The 15,414-nt window shown below is 70.7% G+C and carries 14 protein-coding genes; 9 read left to right on the top strand and 5 right to left on the bottom strand.

Annotation, left to right across the window (positions count from 1 at the left end):
• The first annotated feature begins 83 nt into the window (after positions 1-83).
• Both HPY23_RS05985 and HPY23_RS05980 read left to right on the top strand, forming a co-directional pair.
• Positions 84-281 carry a hypothetical protein gene (locus tag HPY23_RS05985; RefSeq protein WP_091882175.1) on the top strand — a complete coding sequence of 66 codons (198 nt, stop codon included), beginning with the start codon at positions 84-86 and terminating at the stop codon, positions 279-281.
• Between the two features lie 106 nt (positions 282-387).
• Entirely contained in the window at positions 388-1,023 is a 636-nt protein-coding gene (locus HPY23_RS05980; RefSeq protein WP_060847914.1) for a TetR/AcrR family transcriptional regulator, read from the top strand.
• A 336-nt stretch (positions 1,024-1,359) separates the two neighbouring features.
• Here HPY23_RS05980 and HPY23_RS05975 read toward each other — a convergent pair whose 3' ends face one another.
• The 4 genes from HPY23_RS05975 to HPY23_RS05960 form a co-directional block, all read right to left on the bottom strand.
• Positions 1,360-2,466: a microcin C ABC transporter permease YejB gene (locus HPY23_RS05975; RefSeq protein ID WP_091882172.1), complete on the bottom strand. Its 1,107-nt coding sequence runs from the start codon at positions 2,464-2,466 to the stop codon at positions 1,360-1,362.
• A 4-nt stretch (positions 2,467-2,470) separates the two neighbouring features.
• Positions 2,471-4,324 carry an extracellular solute-binding protein gene (locus tag HPY23_RS05970; protein WP_091882169.1) on the bottom strand — a complete coding sequence of 618 codons (1,854 nt, stop codon included), beginning with the start codon at positions 4,322-4,324 and terminating at the stop codon, positions 2,471-2,473.
• Positions 4,324-6,246, bottom strand: a complete 1,923-nt coding sequence (locus tag HPY23_RS05965; RefSeq protein ID WP_244537486.1) for an extracellular solute-binding protein — start codon at positions 6,244-6,246, stop codon at positions 4,324-4,326. The genes HPY23_RS05970 and HPY23_RS05965 overlap by 1 nt, the downstream gene beginning before the upstream one ends.
• 169 nt (positions 6,247-6,415) lie before the next feature.
• Positions 6,416-6,955, bottom strand: coding sequence for a c-type cytochrome (locus HPY23_RS05960; protein ID WP_060847917.1), 540 nt, complete (start codon positions 6,953-6,955; stop codon positions 6,416-6,418).
• A 286-nt stretch (positions 6,956-7,241) separates the two neighbouring features.
• Here HPY23_RS05960 and HPY23_RS05955 point away from each other — a divergent pair, with 286 nt between their 5' ends.
• Positions 7,242-7,985, top strand: a complete 744-nt coding sequence (locus tag HPY23_RS05955; RefSeq protein WP_060847918.1) for a 3-deoxy-manno-octulosonate cytidylyltransferase — start codon at positions 7,242-7,244, stop codon at positions 7,983-7,985.
• Between the two features lie 19 nt (positions 7,986-8,004).
• On the top strand, positions 8,005-8,859 hold the full coding sequence (locus HPY23_RS05950; protein ID WP_060847919.1) for a prephenate dehydratase: 855 nt from the start codon (positions 8,005-8,007) through the stop codon (positions 8,857-8,859).
• 208 nt (positions 8,860-9,067) lie between these two features.
• Here the strand turns inward: HPY23_RS05950 and HPY23_RS05945 are convergent, their stop codons facing one another.
• A complete protein-coding gene (locus HPY23_RS05945; RefSeq protein ID WP_091882166.1) occupies positions 9,068-9,622 on the bottom strand; it encodes an Lrp/AsnC family transcriptional regulator in 555 nt (184 codons plus the stop codon).
• A 102-nt stretch (positions 9,623-9,724) separates the two neighbouring features.
• Here HPY23_RS05945 and HPY23_RS05940 point away from each other — a divergent pair, with 102 nt between their 5' ends.
• From HPY23_RS05940 to lpdA, 5 genes are read left to right on the top strand one after another with little or no spacing between them, the layout of a single operon-like run.
• A complete protein-coding gene (locus HPY23_RS05940; RefSeq protein ID WP_091882163.1) occupies positions 9,725-9,973 on the top strand; it encodes a hypothetical protein in 249 nt (82 codons plus the stop codon).
• Between the two features lie 48 nt (positions 9,974-10,021).
• Positions 10,022-11,284 carry a 3-methyl-2-oxobutanoate dehydrogenase (2-methylpropanoyl-transferring) subunit alpha gene (locus HPY23_RS05935; RefSeq protein ID WP_091882160.1) on the top strand — a complete coding sequence of 421 codons (1,263 nt, stop codon included), beginning with the start codon at positions 10,022-10,024 and terminating at the stop codon, positions 11,282-11,284.
• Between the two features lies 1 nt (position 11,285).
• Positions 11,286-12,299 carry an alpha-ketoacid dehydrogenase subunit beta gene (locus HPY23_RS05930; protein WP_091882158.1) on the top strand — a complete coding sequence of 338 codons (1,014 nt, stop codon included), beginning with the start codon at positions 11,286-11,288 and terminating at the stop codon, positions 12,297-12,299.
• A 3-nt stretch (positions 12,300-12,302) separates the two neighbouring features.
• A complete protein-coding gene (locus HPY23_RS05925) occupies positions 12,303-13,709 on the top strand; it encodes a dihydrolipoamide acetyltransferase family protein (protein ID WP_200649575.1) in 1,407 nt (468 codons plus the stop codon).
• A 3-nt stretch (positions 13,710-13,712) separates the two neighbouring features.
• The gene (gene lpdA / locus HPY23_RS05920) at positions 13,713-15,101 is read left to right on the top strand and encodes a dihydrolipoyl dehydrogenase (RefSeq protein WP_091882152.1); all 1,389 of its coding nucleotides are present in this window, start codon (positions 13,713-13,715) and stop codon (positions 15,099-15,101) included.
• Positions 15,102-15,414: the final 313 nt, after the last annotated feature.

Below are 15,414 nucleotides of genomic sequence, written 5' to 3'. Positions count from 1 at the left end.
CAAGGTCGTGTGGTCGGATCGTCTCTCGATGAACTTCCGGCCGACTGTCACGTTGTCCGATCACATTGGTCGGGAGGTCAGACGTGGACCGGCACGAGATCCTGAATTACTTCGAGCATCGCCGCGATGGCGCCTGGGTCTGCACCCGGCCCGTGACCCTGACCACCGCCCGCGAGAGCGTGGCGATCCGGCTTGGCGCGCGGTTCGACTACGGCAAGAAGGTCGGCGGGATCGATCTCGCCGAGTACCTGGAACGGCTCGGCTCGCAGTTCGGGTCCTGACGCGCGGCCCCTGACAGCCGGAGCCGGGTGACGCAGATGCCACACTCGGCTCCGAGGTTGCCTGGGCCTTTTGACCCCGATGCGACCGGCACGATAGGCTTCGTGGATGATCCCTGCCCTGTCCGTCCCCTCGCCGGTCGAGGAATCGCCGCCCGATACCCGCTGCCGCATCCTGGCGACGGCCGAACGCTTCTTTCGTGAGATCGGCTACCAGAAGACCACGGTGGCCGACATCGCCAAGACCCTTCGGATGAGCCCAGCCAACGTCTATCGGTTCTTCGATTCGAAGAAGGCGATCAACGAGGCGGTGGTGGCGCGTCTCATCGGCGAGGTCGAGGCGCGCATCGCCGCCCTCGCCGATCGGCCCGGGCTCACCGCCGAGGCACGCATGCGCGAGGTCATCGTCTTCCTGCACCGCGACGCCGTCGGCCGCTTCACCGGCCATCCCCGGATGCACGAGATGGTCGAGGCGGCGATGTCCGAGAGCTGGGATGTCTGCCGCCACCACGTCGACCGGATCACCGCGGTGCTGGAGCGCGTCATCGCCGATGGCGCGGCGCGGGGCGAGTTCGCGGTCGAGGATCCTGCGGTGGCGGCGCGCTGCGTCCATGCGGCGATCGTGCGCTACTGCCACCCGGTGCTGGTGGTGCAGTGCCCTGACGATTTCGTCCCGGACCTCGACGCGATGATCGCGTTCCTGATCGGCGCGCTGAAGGCGGGGCGGGCGGCACCGGCGCACTGAGCCTCCGCAAGGCGGTTCGGCCGGCCCCGGTGGTGCGCGGGTCCGGCCCGCCGGCCGTTCGCTGCCTCTCCCGCACCCGCGGATGCGCCCGGCAGGATCTTCCGTATGGGGGTCGTGTGCCTTGCGACGGCACGATCATGAGGGGATTTTCTATCCTTCCCTTCACCTCATCCTGAGATGCCGGCGATCATCGATCGCGTGCGATCTCCGATCGCCAACGCCTCAGGATGAGGTTGCCGGTAGGATACAGTATGCCGATCGGTCGAACAGGCTCCGAAACGTCCCGGGACGGCTCCGACGATTTCCGGTTGATCGCTTCGCGATGCGGAAATCGTATCACGCCGCCCGGGCTTCGAAGTCGATCCGCGGGTCGATCCAGCTGTAGGTCAGGTCGGAGATCAGGTTCACCACCAGGCCCAGCAGCGAGAAAATGTAGAGGTTGGCGAACACCACCGGGTAGTCGCGGTTCACGATCGACTCGAACGAGAGCAGCCCGAGCCCGTCGAGGCTGAAGATGGTCTCGATCAGGAGCGAGCCGGCGAAGAACGCCGAGATGAACGCCCCGGGAAACCCCGCCACCACGATCAGCATCGCGTTGCGGAAGACGTGGCCGTAGAGCACCTGGCGCTCGGACAGGCCCTTCATCCGGGCGGTCAGCACGTATTGCTTGCGGATCTCGTCGAGGAACGAGTTCTTGGTCAGAAGCGTCGAGGTGGCGAAGGCCCCGATCGCCATGGCGACGATCGGCAGCGTGAGGTGCCAGAGGTAGTCCGTCACCTTCTGCCAGAGCGGGAATTGCGACCAGCCCTCGCTGGTGAGCCCGCGCAGCGGGAAGACCTGGAAGAACGATCCGCCGGCAAACAGCACGATCAGCAGGATCGCGAACAGGAAGCCGGGGATGGCGTAGCCGACGATGACGACGCCCGACGTCCAGACGTCGAAGGGCGAGCCATCCCGCACCGCCTTCCGGATGCCGAGCGGAATCGAGATTGCGTAGGAGATCAGCGTCATCCACAGGCCGAGGCTGATCGAGACCGGCAGCTTCTCGCGGATCAGCTGCAGCACCGAGACGTCGCGAAAGTAGCTCTTGCCGAAATCGAAGCGGGCGTAGTCCCACAGCATCTTCGCGAAGCGCTCGGGCGCCGGCTTGTCGAAGCCGAATTGCTGCTCCAGGCGCTTGATGAAGGCCGGGTCGAGGCCTTGCGCGCCGCGGTAGCGGGAATTGGATTCCCCTCCCCCGGCCTGGGAGGTGCCGCCGCGCCCGGCGAGGTCGCCGCCGCCGCCGGTGACCCGGGACATCGCGGTGTTCTGGCCCTGGAGCTGGGCCAGCACCCGTTCCACCGGCCCGCCGGGGGCGAACTGCACGATGACGAAGGAGATCAGCATGATCCCGAGGATCGTCGGGATCATCAGGAGGAGCCGGCGCAGGATGTAGGCGGCCATGAGGTCAGGTCCGTCCGATCTTTCGGGCCTTGTCGGCATCGTGCCACCACAGGGCGGGCACGCCGAGGCCGTAGCGGGGCAGGTCGCGCGGGCGGCCGTACAGGTCCCACAGCGCCAGGCGATGGGTGCCGGAGTACCACATCGGCACCCAGTAGCGGCCGGCCCGCAGCACCCGGTCGAGCGCCCGGCAGGCGGTAATGAGGTCCGCCCGCGAGGTCGCGTCGGCGATGCGGTCGAGCATCGCGTCGGCGGCCGGGTTCTCGATTCCGGCGAGGTTCTGCGACCCCGGCACCTTGGCGGCCCGGCTGCCGTAGACCTCGCGCAAGCCGGCGCCCGGCGTCGGCGAGCCGCCGAACCGCGTCGAGATCACGTCGAAGTCGAAATCCTTGAGCCGCGCCTGGTACTGCGCCGCGTCGACGAGGCGCGAGCTCGCCCGGATGCCGAGCAGGGCCAGGTTCTTGATGTAGGATTGCAGCAGCGGCTGGAAGACCGGCGAGGAATCCAGGAACTCGAAGGCGAGCGGCTGGCCGTCCGGCAGCTTCATCACCCCGCCCTCGCGGGTGCAGCCGGCCTGGCGCAGGAGCCCGTCGGCGCGGCGCAGGAGCGCCCGGTCCTGGCCCGACCCGTCCGAGCGCGGCGGCGACCACGGCTCGCCGAAGACCTCGTCGGGCACCTTTTCGCGGAACGGCTCGAGCAGTGCCAGTTCCTCGGGTGCCGGCATCCCCTCGGCCTTCAGGTCGGATTTTTCGAAGAACGAGGCGGTGCGCGTGTAGGCGCCGTACATCAGGTTCTGGTTCGACCATTCGAAGTCGAAGGCGAGCCCGATCGCCTCGCGGATGCGGGGATCGCGAAAGACCGGCCGGCGGGTGTTGAGGAACCACCCTTGAGTGGCCGACGGCGTGTGATCGGGCAACGTCTCGCGCTTGACCCGTCCCTCCTGGACGGCCGGAAAATCGTAGCCGGTGGCCCAGACCCGGGAGGTGAACTCCTCGCGCCAGGTGAAGGTGCCGGCCTTGAACGCCTCGAACGCCACGTCGCGATCGCGGAAATACTCGTAGCGGATCTCGGAAAAGTTGTTCTGGCCGACGGTCACCGGCAGGTCGGCGCCCCAGTAATCGGCGACGCGCTCGAAGGCGATGAAGCGGCCGACCTCGAAGCGCGAGACCCGGTAGGCGCCGGAGCCGAGCGGCGGCTCGAGCGTCGAGGCCTCGAAGTCGCGGCGCCGGTAATACGCCTCCGAGAAGATCGGCAGCTCGGCGACGAGGAGCGGCAGGTCGCGGCTGCGGCCTGGGGCGAAGCGCACCACCACGGCGTCGTCGCCGTCCGCGCTCGCCCCGGCGACGTCGCGCAGGACCGCGGCGATCTGCGGGTGGCCCTTCTCCTTGAGCGTCAGGATCGAGAAGGCGACGTCGCGGGCGGTGAGCCGCGCGCCGTCGTGGAAGCGCGCCTGCGGGCGCAACGCGAAGCGGTAGGCCAGCCCGTCCGCGCTCACCGACACGCTGCGGGCGACGAGGCCGTAGAGGGCGTCCGGCTCGTCGAGGGCCCGGACCATCAGGCTGTCGAAGGTCAGGTCCATGCCGGCGGCGCCGTCGCCCTTCAGCACGTAGATGTTGAGGGTGTTGAAGGTCTCGAAGGCCTGGTTGCCGGTGGTGGTCGAAAGCGTGGCCGAGAACGTCCCGCCCTTCGGCGCCATCGGGTCGACATAGGCGAAGCGCGGGAAGTCGACCGGGTATTTCAGGTCGCCGAAGCCGGACAGGCCGTGGCGCTCGGTCTCCTCCGCCAAGGCGGGGCCCGAGACGGGCACGCGGGCGGCGAGCAGGGCCGCCCCGCTTCCGGCGAGGAAGGTGCGCCGCCGCATCAGCGCGCCGCCCCGGTCTTGGCCGCGAGATCCTTGTCGTACCACCAGGTCGTCGGGAAGCCCGAGGCGCCGTATTTCGGCAGCACCGCCGGATGGGCGAACCGGTTCCAGCGCAGGGTCCGCGACACGTTCGAGGACCATTGCGGCACGACGTAATTGTGGGCGAGCAGCACCCGGTCCAGCGCCCGGGTCGCGGCCACCAGTTCCTCGCGGTCGCCGGCGTAGATCACCTTGTCGATGAGCGCGTCGACGCCCGGATCCTTGATGCCCGCGTAATTGCGCGAGCCCGGCCGGTCGGCGGCGGCCGAGCCCCAGAAGTCGCGCTGCTCGTTGCCGGGCGAGAGCGATTCGGCCCAGTTGCTCAGGGCCAGCGCGTCGAAGTCGAAGCCGCGCACCAGGTTCTGGTACTGGGCCGGATCGACGACCCGCAGGTTCACCTTGAGGCCGACGCGCTCGAGCGCCGCGCGGTAGGGCAGCACCACCCGCTCGGCCGAGTTGTCGTAGCCGAGGAACTCGACCGTGAAGGGCTGGCCGCTGGCCTTCTCGACCATCTGGTTGCCGCGGATCTCGTACCCGGCCTCCTGGAACAGGCGCACGGCCTCGCGCAGGTTCGCCCGCACGGCTTCCGCGCTGCCGTTGACCGGGTTCTTGTAGGGCGCGGTGAAGACCGAGGCCGGCACCTTGTCCTTGACGCTCTCCAGGATCGCCCGCTCGCGGCCCTCGGGCAGGCCGGACGAGGCCAGCTCGGTGCCGAAGAAGAACGAATCGACACGCTTGTAGAGCCCGTAGAACAAGGTGCGGTTCATCTCCTCGAAGTCGAAGGCGAGGTTGAAGGCCCGGCGCACCCGCTCGTCGGAAAACTTCTTGCGGCGCAGGTTGAGGGTGAAGGCCTGCATGATGCCCATGCCGGCCTGCGGAAACTCCTCCTTGAGGATCCGGCCCTCGCGCACGGCCGGGAAGCCGTCATAGGCGGTGGCCCAGTTGCGGGCGATGTTCTCGGTGCGCCAGTCGAACTGGTCGGCCTTGAACGCCTCGATCATCACCGTCGCATCGCGAAAATACTCGGCGCGCTGGGTGTCGAAGTTGTTGGCGCCGCGGTTCACCGGAAGGTCGCGGCCCCAGTAATCCGGAACCCGCTCGTAGGTGGCGGTGCGGCCGGCGTCGAACCGGGCGAGGCGGTAGGGGCCCGATCCGAGCGGGATCTCGAGCGTCGTCTCGGTCGGGTTGCGGGCCTTGCCGGTCGCGTCCTTGCCCTGCCACCAGTGCTTGGGCAGCACCGGCAGCTGGCCGACGATCTGGGGCAACTCGCGGTTGCCCTTCTCGGCGAAGGTGAAGGTGACCTCGCGCGGGCCGGTCGCCTCGGCCTTCGTCACGTTGTGGTAGTAGGCAGCGTATTGCGGGCTGTTCTCCTTCAGGACCTCGAAGGAGAAGACCACGTCGTCGGTGGTCACCGGCTTGCCGTCGTGCCAGCGCGCCTCCGGCCGCAGGCGGTAGACGACGCTGCCGAGGTCCTCGGCCGGGCGCACCCCGTCGGCGAGCAGGCCGTAATAGGTCGAGGCCTCGTCCTGCGCCTGGGCCAGCAGGGTGTCGTAGATCAGCGGGATCTGGCTCTCGAGGTCGCCCTTCACCCCGGCCACGATCATGTTGAAGTTGTCGAACGAGCCCTGGGAGCCGAACCGCACCAGCCCGCCCTTCGGCGCGTCGGGGTTGGCGTAGTCGAAATGCGTGAAGCCCGGCGGGTATTTCGGCTCGCCGAGGAGCGACAGGCCGTGGCGCCAGCCCCCGTCGGGAGGGGCCGTCCCGGCCGGGGCCGCACTGCCTGCCGGGGCGGTCCCCGGCGTCTGGGCCGGGGCCTGCGCCGGCAGGGCGGCGGCTCCCAGGAGGGCGAGGGCGGCGCGGCGGGTAAGGGGGCGTGCGATCACGCGGGGCGATCCTCCGGCTGGAAACGGGTCTCACCCCCGTTCTAGGTCGCGGGGTGCGGCTCCGCCAACCCGGGCGCGTCCGCGCAGGGGGGCCGGGACGAGAAAGGCCGGGCTCTCGCCCGGCCTTGCGTTCACGCGATGCTTCGTCCTGCGGTCGCCCATCCGCCCGTCAGGGCTTGGGGAAGTCGACCGGCTTGTCGGAGAGGGTCTTGAGGTAGGCCAGGATGTCGGCCCGCTCGGCACCCGAGGGCACGCCCGCGAAGGCCATGATGGTGCCCTGCACGTACTGCTTGGGGGCGTGCAGGAAGTGGTCCAGGTCCTCGTAGGTCCAGTTGCCGCCCTTGGCCTTCATGGCGGCGGAGTAGCCGAAGCCCTCATGGCTGCCCTTCGGCCGCTCGACGACGCCGTAGAGGTCGGGACCGACCTTGTTCGGACCGCCCTTCTCGAAGCTGTGGCAGGCCATGCACTTCTTGGCGGCGGCCTGGCCCTTGGTGGCGTCGGCGCTGGCGAGGCGCACGGGCAGCGGCTCCTCCTTGGCGGCGGCGGGCGCGGCGGCGCCGGCATTCTCCTCGGCGGCGGGCAGGGCGTAGCCGCGATCACCCGCCGGCTTCGGCTTGTAGATCAGCTCGGCCACGAAGCCCGTCCCCATCGCGAGGAGAAGGGCGCCGAGCACTGCGCCGGCGACCTTGTTAAGCTCGAAGGAATCCATTCTCGGCAGCTCCGATGCTCCGGTGAGCAGGGGCGATTCGAGGCGCGGCCCGGCGCCACGCCGCAGTGATAGTCCGCCGGTGCTTAGCCGTTCTGCGACACCGTTGACAATGGCTCTAAACATCGTCGGTTCGTCGCAGAGCGCCGGCGTGTGGACGGCGCCACGGTTGGCGTCCGCCGCGATCAGGAGCCCCGCCGAAGCCGGCCGTCATGACAAGCCCCGCCCGCACTGCTAAGAGCCGCGGCTCGCCGGGCAACCGACGCCCCGCAGGATGCGAAGCCCCCGCATGTCCGACCCGCTCGTCCTGATCCCCGCCCGTCTCGCCGCGACCCGCCTGCCCGAGAAGCCGCTGGCCGACATCGCCGGCGAGCCGATGATCGTGCATGTCTGGCGCCGCGCGATCGAGGCCGGCCTCGGGCCCGTGGTGGTCTGCACCGACACGCCCGCCATCGTGCAGGCGGTCGAGGCGGTGGGGGGACTGGCGGTGATGACCCGGCCCGACCACCCGTCGGGCTCCGACCGCCTCGCCGAGGCCCTGGAGGTGATCGACCCGGAGGGGCGCCACGACGTGGTGGTGAACGTGCAGGGCGACCTGCCGACCATCGACCCCAGGGCGATCGCCGCCTCCGTGGTGCCGCTGGCCGACCGAGGGGTGGACATCGCGACGCTGTGCGCCGTCATCACCCGGCCCGAGGAGCGGACCGAGCCGAGCGTCGTCAAGCTCGTCGGCTCCGAGATCGCGCCGGGGCGGCTGCGGGCGCTCTACTTCACCCGCGCCACCGCGCCCTACGGCGACGGCCCCCTCCTCCACCATATCGGGCTCTACGCCTATCGCCGCCGGGCGCTCGCCCGCTTCGTGGCGCTGCCGCCGAGCCCGCTCGAGCTGCGCGAGAAGCTCGAGCAGCTGCGGGCGCTCGAGGCCGGAATGCGGATCGACGCCGTGGTGGTGGACGACGTGCCGCTCGGCGTCGACACCCCCCACGACCTCGAGCGCGCCCGCGCCGTCCTGGCCGCACGGCGCCTGAACTGATCTCCGAAGAGCTTGCGCGATGAACCAGACGATCTCCTACCAGGGCGAGCCCGGCGCCAACTCGCACATCATCATCAACGAGGCCTATCCGGACTGGACGCCGCTGCCCTGCGCCACCTTCGAGGACGCGCTGACGGCGGTGCAGGACGGCTCGGCGGCGCTGGGCATGATCCCGATCGAGAACTCGATCGCGGGCCGCGTCGCCGACATCCACCACATGCTGCCGGCCTCGGGCCTCCACATCATCGGCGAGCAGTTCCTGCCGATCCGCTTCCAGCTCATGGCCCTGCCGGGCGTGGCGCTCGACGAGATCCGCACCGTGCACAGCCACGTCCACGCGCTCGGCCAGTGCCGCAAGATCATCCGGCGGCTCGGCCTCAAGGCGGTGGTCGCGCCCGACACCGCCGGCGCCGCCCGCCAGGTCGCCGAGGCCGGCGACCGCACCCGCGCCTCGCTGTCGCCCCGGCTCGCCGCCGAGATCTACGGCCTGTCGATCCTGGCCGAGAACGTCGAGGACGAGGAGCACAACACCACCCGCTTCGTGGTGCTCTCCCGCGAGCCGGTGGTGCCCCCGGCGGGCGCCGGTCCGACGGTGACGAGCTTCATGTTCCGGGTCCGCAACATCCCGGCGGCGCTCTACAAGGCGCTGGGCGGCTTCGCCACGAACGGCGTCAACATGACCAAGCTCGAGAGCTACATGGTCGAGGGCCAGTTCACCGCGACCCAGTTCTACGCCGAGGTCGACGGCCACCCGGAGGAACCGTCCCTGCGCCGGGCGCTCGACGAGCTCGCCTACTTCTCGAGCGCGATCCGGATCATCGGCACCTATCCGGCCCACCCGTTCCGCGAGAGCGCCCGGCCGCCGGCGGAGTGACGGGACCGGGACGCGGAGGCGACGCCCGGTCGCTGTCCGTGTCCCTCCGGGACCGCGAAGGGAGCCCGGGATCCGGGTGGCTGGCGCTCGGGGTCTTCGATCCTGCCGAAACGTCCCGTGAGAGCCGGTATCCGGGACACCCCGCGCCGCGGTCCCGGGATGCCCCCGTGACGCCGCCGCCGGGACGACCGGTTCCCGCGTACCCGCGTCAGGGCGCCTGCCGGGCGATCGCCACGGGATCGACCGAGACCTCCTGCTTCAGGGTCCTCAGGGCGAAGACCGAGCGCGACTGGCGGATGCCGCGGATGCGGTAGAGCTTTTCGCGCAGGAACCGCTCGTAATGCGCGGTGCCGCTGACCGCGACCTTGATCATGTAATCGTACTCGCCGGTCACCAGGTGCACCTCCAGCACCTCGGGGATGCGCAGGATCTCGGTGCCGAAGGCCTCCAGCACCGCGTCGTCGTGCTTGTCGAGGGTCACCTCGATGAAGACCACGTCCGGGATGCCGAGCGCCCGGTGGTCGAGCAGGGCGACGTAATCGCGGATCAGCCCGGCCTCCTCCAGGCGCCGCAGCCGAGTCCAGCAGGGAGATTGCGACAGCCCGACCCGCTCGGCGAGGCCTGCGATCGTCAGCCGCCCGTCCGCCCGCAGGGCGCCCAGGATCCTGCGGTCGATCTCGTCGAGCCGGTGCGGCTCGGCGCCCTTCCGCTGCGCTTGCGCCCGCACGGAACGCTTGTTCGGCGTTTCGCCCTTCAATGCCATGCTGCGTTCTCCGATCGCCCGCTTTAGCCGCGAAAATCGGCGAGGACCATCCGGCCGGACCGGTCTACAGTCGGGGAAATCAAGCGTCGCGGGAGGGCGCAGATGGCTCTTGAACAAGGGCATGCGGTGGAGGTCCGGGCGCGGATCCTCCACGTCTTCGACGGCGTCACGCGCCTGCTCGGCGAAGTCGAACGCGCCGGCGACAGACTGAGACACCTCGCGCTCGACGCCACCTCCTCCGCCGTCACCCTCTCGATCCTGGTCCCCGACGGGACGGACCCGTCCGTCCTCGCCGCTCGCCTGTCGCCCCATCCAATGGTGGTCGAGGCGCAGGTCGGCGCGCCGTCCTGACCCTCCATCCCGCATCGTCCGCGACACCCTCCCCGTAAGGGCCTCCCCATGCCGCCAGACGCCCCGAGCCCCCACGCTCCCAATCCCCACGCACCCTTGAGCCTCCACGTCCCCGAGCCGGCCGTCCGCCCGGGCGGCAACCCGAGCTTCTCCGATCTCGACATCCCGGAGGCCGGTGCGGTGCGCCGGCCCGAGGTGGACGTGGCGGCGGCCGACATCCGCGACCTCGCCTACACGCTGATCCGGGTGCTCGATTCCGAGGGCAAGGCGGTCGGTCCCTGGGCCGGCTCGCTCACCGACGAGGAGCTGCTCGCCGGCCTTCGCGACATGATGAAGCTGCGCGCCTTCGATGCCCGCATGCTGATGGCACAGCGCCAGGGCAAGACCTCGTTCTACATGCAGCATCTCGGCGAGGAGGCGGTGAGCACCGCCTTCCGGCGGGCGCTCGAACCGGGCGACATGAACTTCCCGACCTACCGGCAGGCGGGCCTGCTGATCGCTGGCGGCTACCCGCTCGTCGACATGATGTGCCAGATCTACTCGAACGAGAACGATCCGCTGCACGGCCGGCAGCTTCCGGTGATGTATTCGTCGAAGGAGCACGGATTCTTCTCGATCTCCGGCAACCTCGCGACGCAATACGTCCAGGCGGTCGGCTGGGCGATGGCCTCGGCGATCAAGAACGACACCAGGATCGCCGCCGCCTGGATCGGCGACGGCTCGACCGCGGAGTCGGATTTCCACGCCGCGCTGGTCTTCGCCTCGACCTACCGGGCGCCGGTGGTGCTCAACGTCGTCAACAACCAGTGGGCGATCTCGACCTTCCAGGGCTTTGCGCGGGGCGGCTCCTCGACCTTCGCGGCGCGCGGCCACGGCTTCGGGATCCCGTCCCTGCGCGTGGACGGCAACGACTACCTCGCCGTCCACGCGGTGGCGAAATGGGCGACCGAGCGGGCGCGACGCAACCTCGGGCCGACCATCGTCGAGTACGTCACCTACCGGGCCGGCGCGCATTCGACTTCCGACGACCCCTCCGCCTACCGGCCGAAGACCGAGTTCGACGCCTGGCCCCTCGGCGATCCGGTCAAGCGCCTGAAGGATCACCTCATCGCCCGCGGGGCCTGGTCGGAGGAGCGCCACCGCCAGGGCGAGGCCGAGATCCTCGACGAGGTCGTGGCCGCCCAGCGCGAGGCCGAGACCCACGGCACGCTGCATGCCGGCGGCAAGCCCTCCCCGCGCGACATGTTCGAAGGAGTGTTTTCCGAGATGCCCCCCCACCTGCGCCGCCAGCGCCAGCAGGCGGGGTACTGACATGCCGCGCCGCACGATGATCGAGGCCATCCGCGACGCGATGGCCGTATCGATGGAGCGCGACGACGACGTGGTCGTGTTCGGGGAGGACGTCGGCTATTTCGGCGGCGTCTTCCGCTGCACCCAAGGCTTGCAGGCCCGCTTCGGCAAGAGCCGCTGCTTCGACGCGCCGATCAGCGAGCTCGGCATCGTCGGCGCCGCCGTCGGCATGGCGGCCTATGGCTTGAAGCCCTGCATCGAGATCCAGTTCGCCGACTACATGTACCCGGCCTACGACCAGATCGTGTCCGAGGCCGCGCGCCTGCGCTACCGCTCGGGCGGCCAGTTCACCGCCCCGATGGTGGTGCGGATGCCCACCGGCGGGGGCATCTTCGGCGGCCAGACCCACAGCCAGAGCCCCGAGGCCCTGTTCACCCATGTCGCCGGCCTCAAGACCGTGGTGCCGTCGAACCCCTACGACGCCAAGGGCCTCCTGATCGCCGCGATCGAGGATCCCGACCCGGTGATCTTCCTGGAGCCCAAGCGCCTCTATAACGGCCCCTTCGACGGCCACCACGACCGGCCGGTGACCCCGTGGGCCCGCCACGACCTCGGCGAGGTGCCGGACGGGCACTACACCGTGCCGCTCGGCAAGGCGGCGATCCGGCGCGAGGGCGCGGCCGTCACGGTGCTGGCCTACGGCACCATCGTGCACGTCGCGGAAGCCGCGGCGGCCGAGACGGGAATCGACGCCGAGGTCATCGACCTGCGCACGCTGCTCCCCCTCGACATGGAGACGATCGAGGCCTCGGTGCGCAAGACCGGGCGCTGCGTCATCGCCCACGAGGCGACCCTGACCTCGGGCTTCGGCGCCGAGCTGGCGGCGCTCGTGCAGGAATCCTGCTTCTACCACCTGGAGGCGCCGATCGTCCGGGTGGCGGGCTGGGACACGCCCTACCCGCACGCCCAGGAATGGGCCTACTTCCCGGGTCCCGAGCGCGTCGGCCGGGCCCTTCGCGCCGCGCTGGAGGGCTGAGCCATGGGCTTTCGCATCGTCAAGCTCCCCGACATCGGCGAGGGCGTGGCCGAGGCCGAGGTCTCGGCCTGGCACGTCAAGGTCGGCGACGTGGTCCGCGAGGACCAGCCCCTCGCCGACGTGATGACCGACAAGGCCACCGTCGAGATCCCCTCGCCGGTGAGCGGCACCGTGGCGGCGCTCGGCGCCGAGGCCGGCCAGATGCTGGCGGTCGGCGCCGAACTGGTGCGGCTGGAGATCGAGGGCGGGGATGCCGCGCCCGCCTCAGCCCCGGACTCCGGCGTCGCGGTGGCGCCCGAGGTCGCGAAGGCGCAGGACGCGGCGGCCGGCAAACCCGCCTCTGCCCTGGTCCCGGCCGCGGATGGCCTGGAGCCGGCGCAGCCCGCGCCCGCCCCGCAATCCGCCGCGGCACCCAAGCCCGCCGCGGCACCCAAGCCCGCCGAGCCGACAAAGCCCGCTCCGGCAAAGCCGTCGGCCCCTGCCCCGCGCCCCGCGGCGACTGCTCCCTCCTCTGGCCCGCCACGCCCGGCGGGCGAGAAGCCCGTCGCGTCGCCGGCCGTGCGCCGGCGGGCGCTGGAGGCCGGCATCGACCTGCGCCAGGTCCGTGGTACCGGCCCGGCCGGCCGGATCGGCCACGACGATCTCGACGCCTACCTCGACGCGCCGCCCGAGGAGGCCGCGCCCGCGCCTGCCGGCCGCGTCGCCCGCACCGGCGTGGAGGAGATCAAGGTCATCGGCCTGCGTCGGCGCATCGCCCAGCGCATGGCCGATGCCAAGCGCCGGGTCGCCCACTTCTCCTACGTCGAGGAGGTCGACGTGACGGCGGTCGAGGAGCTGCGCGCCGCCCTCAACCAGCGCTACGGCGGAAGCCGGCCGAAGCTGACCCTGATCCCGTTCCTGGTCCAGGCCCTGGTGCGCGCCCTGCCGGACTTCCCGCAGATGAACGCGCATTACGACGACGAGGCGGAGGTGATCCACCGCCATGCCGGCATCCATGTCGGCATCGCCACCCAGACCCCGTCCGGACTGATGGTGCCGGTGCTCCGCCACGCCGAGACCCGCGACGTGTGGAACGCGGCGGCCGAGGTGCGCCGCCTGGCGGACGCCGCCCGCAACGGCCTGGCCGCCCGCGACGAACTCTCGGGCTCGACCATCACGATCACGTCGCTGGGAGCACTCGGCGGCATCGTGACGACCCCGGTGATCAACCGGCCGGAAGTGGCGATCATCGGCGTCAACAAGCAGGTGATGCGCCCGGTCTGGCGCGACGGCGCCTTCGTGCCGCGCCTGACGATGAACCTCTCGGCGTCCTTCGACCACCGGGTGGTCGACGGCTACGACGCCGCCCTGTTCGTGCAGGCGCTGAAAGGCCTGCTCGAGACGCCCGCGACGTTGTTCATGGAGGCCTGACCCGTGGGCGAGATCACCACCAAGCTCCTGGTGCTCGGCGGCGGCCCGGGCGGCTACGTCGCGGCGATCCGCGCCGGCCAGCACGGCATCGACACCGTGCTGGTCGAGGAGAACCGGCTGGGCGGCACCTGCCTCAACGTCGGCTGCATCCCCTCGAAGGCGATGATCCACGCCGCCGAGGCCTATCACGCCGCCGTGCTGCAGGCCGGCGACGCCTCGCCCTTCGGTCTCTCGGCCGGCCCCCCGAGCCTCGATTTTTCCCGCACGGTGGCCTGGAAGGACGGCATCGTCGGGCGGCTCAACACCGGGGTCGCGTCGCTCCTGAAGCGCGGCGGGGTCAAGATCCTGCGCGGGCGCGGGCAGATGGTCGACGGCAAGACCTGCCTCGTCGAGACCGATACCGGACCCGAGCGGGTACGGGCCGAGCACGTGATCCTGGCCACCGGCTCGGTTCCGGCGGCGCTCCCCCACCTGCCCTTCGGCGGGCGGGTGATCTCCTCGACCGAGGCGCTGTCGCTGCCGAAGGTCCCCGCCACCCTGGCGGTGGTGGGGGCGGGCTATATCGGGCTCGAGCTCGGTACCGCCTTCGCCAAGCTCGGCGCCAAGGTCACGGTGGTCGAGATGGCCGAGCGGATCCTGCCGGCCTACGACGCCGAGCTGACCCGGCCGGTGGCGCGACGCCTCGGCGCGCTCGGGATCGAGGTGCTGCTCGGCGCCAAGGCGACCGGGCTCTCGGGCGACGCGCTCGACGTCGAGGTCGGCGGTGAACCCCGAAAGATCCCCGCCGAGGTGATCCTGGTCGCGGTCGGCCGCAAGGCGCGGACGCACGACCTCGGGTTAGAGCGGCTCGACCTCGACATGAGCGGGCCGTTCATCCGCATCGACGAGCGCTGCGCCACCTCGATGCGCAACGTCTGGGCGGTCGGCGACGTCACCGGCGAGCCGATGCTGGCCCACCGCGCCATGGCGCAGGGCGAGATGGTGGCCGACCTCGTGGCGGGGCGCCGCCGTGCCTTCCACAAGGTGGCGATCCCGGCGGTCTGCTTCACCGACCCGGAGGTGGTCTCGGCCGGCCTGTCGCCGGACGAGGCCCGCGCCGCCGGCCACGAGATCCGCACCGGCCTCTTCCCCTTCGCCGCCAACGGCCGCGCCATGACCCTGGGCGCCGAGGACGGCTTCGTGCGGGTGACCGCGCGGGCGGACAACCACCTCATCCTCGGTATCCAGGCGGTGGGGGCCGGGGTCTCGGAGCTGGCGGCGGGGTTCGGCCTGGCGCTCGAGATGGGCGCGCGGCTGGAGGACGTCGCCGGCACGATCCACGCCCACCCGACCCTCGGCGAGGCCTTCCACGAGGCGAACCTCAGGGCGCTCGGCGAGGCGCTGCACATCTGAAGGCAGGCCCCGCCGGACGGAACCGTCCGGCGACGGCCGCTCGGCGTGCGAGACATGGGCGCAGGAGACATGGGGGCGCGAGGTGGCCCCCGGTGCCAGCCGCCGGTCAGCGACGACCCGGCGTGGCGTCCGCGCGCTTCATGGCGAGAGCGTCGGTGCAGCGGAGGAACGCGTAGTAAGTCTTGCTCGGCACCCTGTTCCTGATCCGTAAGCGCTCGGTGACGGATCCACTGGTCAGGCGGCCTGCTCGGCCTCACTGGTTGGCATCCAGTTCCAAGGCAGCAGATCGGCGAGGCGCCTGGCCGGGTGATCG

It is taken from the genome of Methylobacterium ajmalii, from assembly GCF_016613415.1.
Taxonomy (GTDB): Bacteria; Pseudomonadota; Alphaproteobacteria; order Rhizobiales; family Beijerinckiaceae; genus Methylobacterium; species Methylobacterium ajmalii.
Note: the sequence above shows the minus strand (reverse complement) of the source record. Positions and strands in the feature narration are given on the sequence as shown.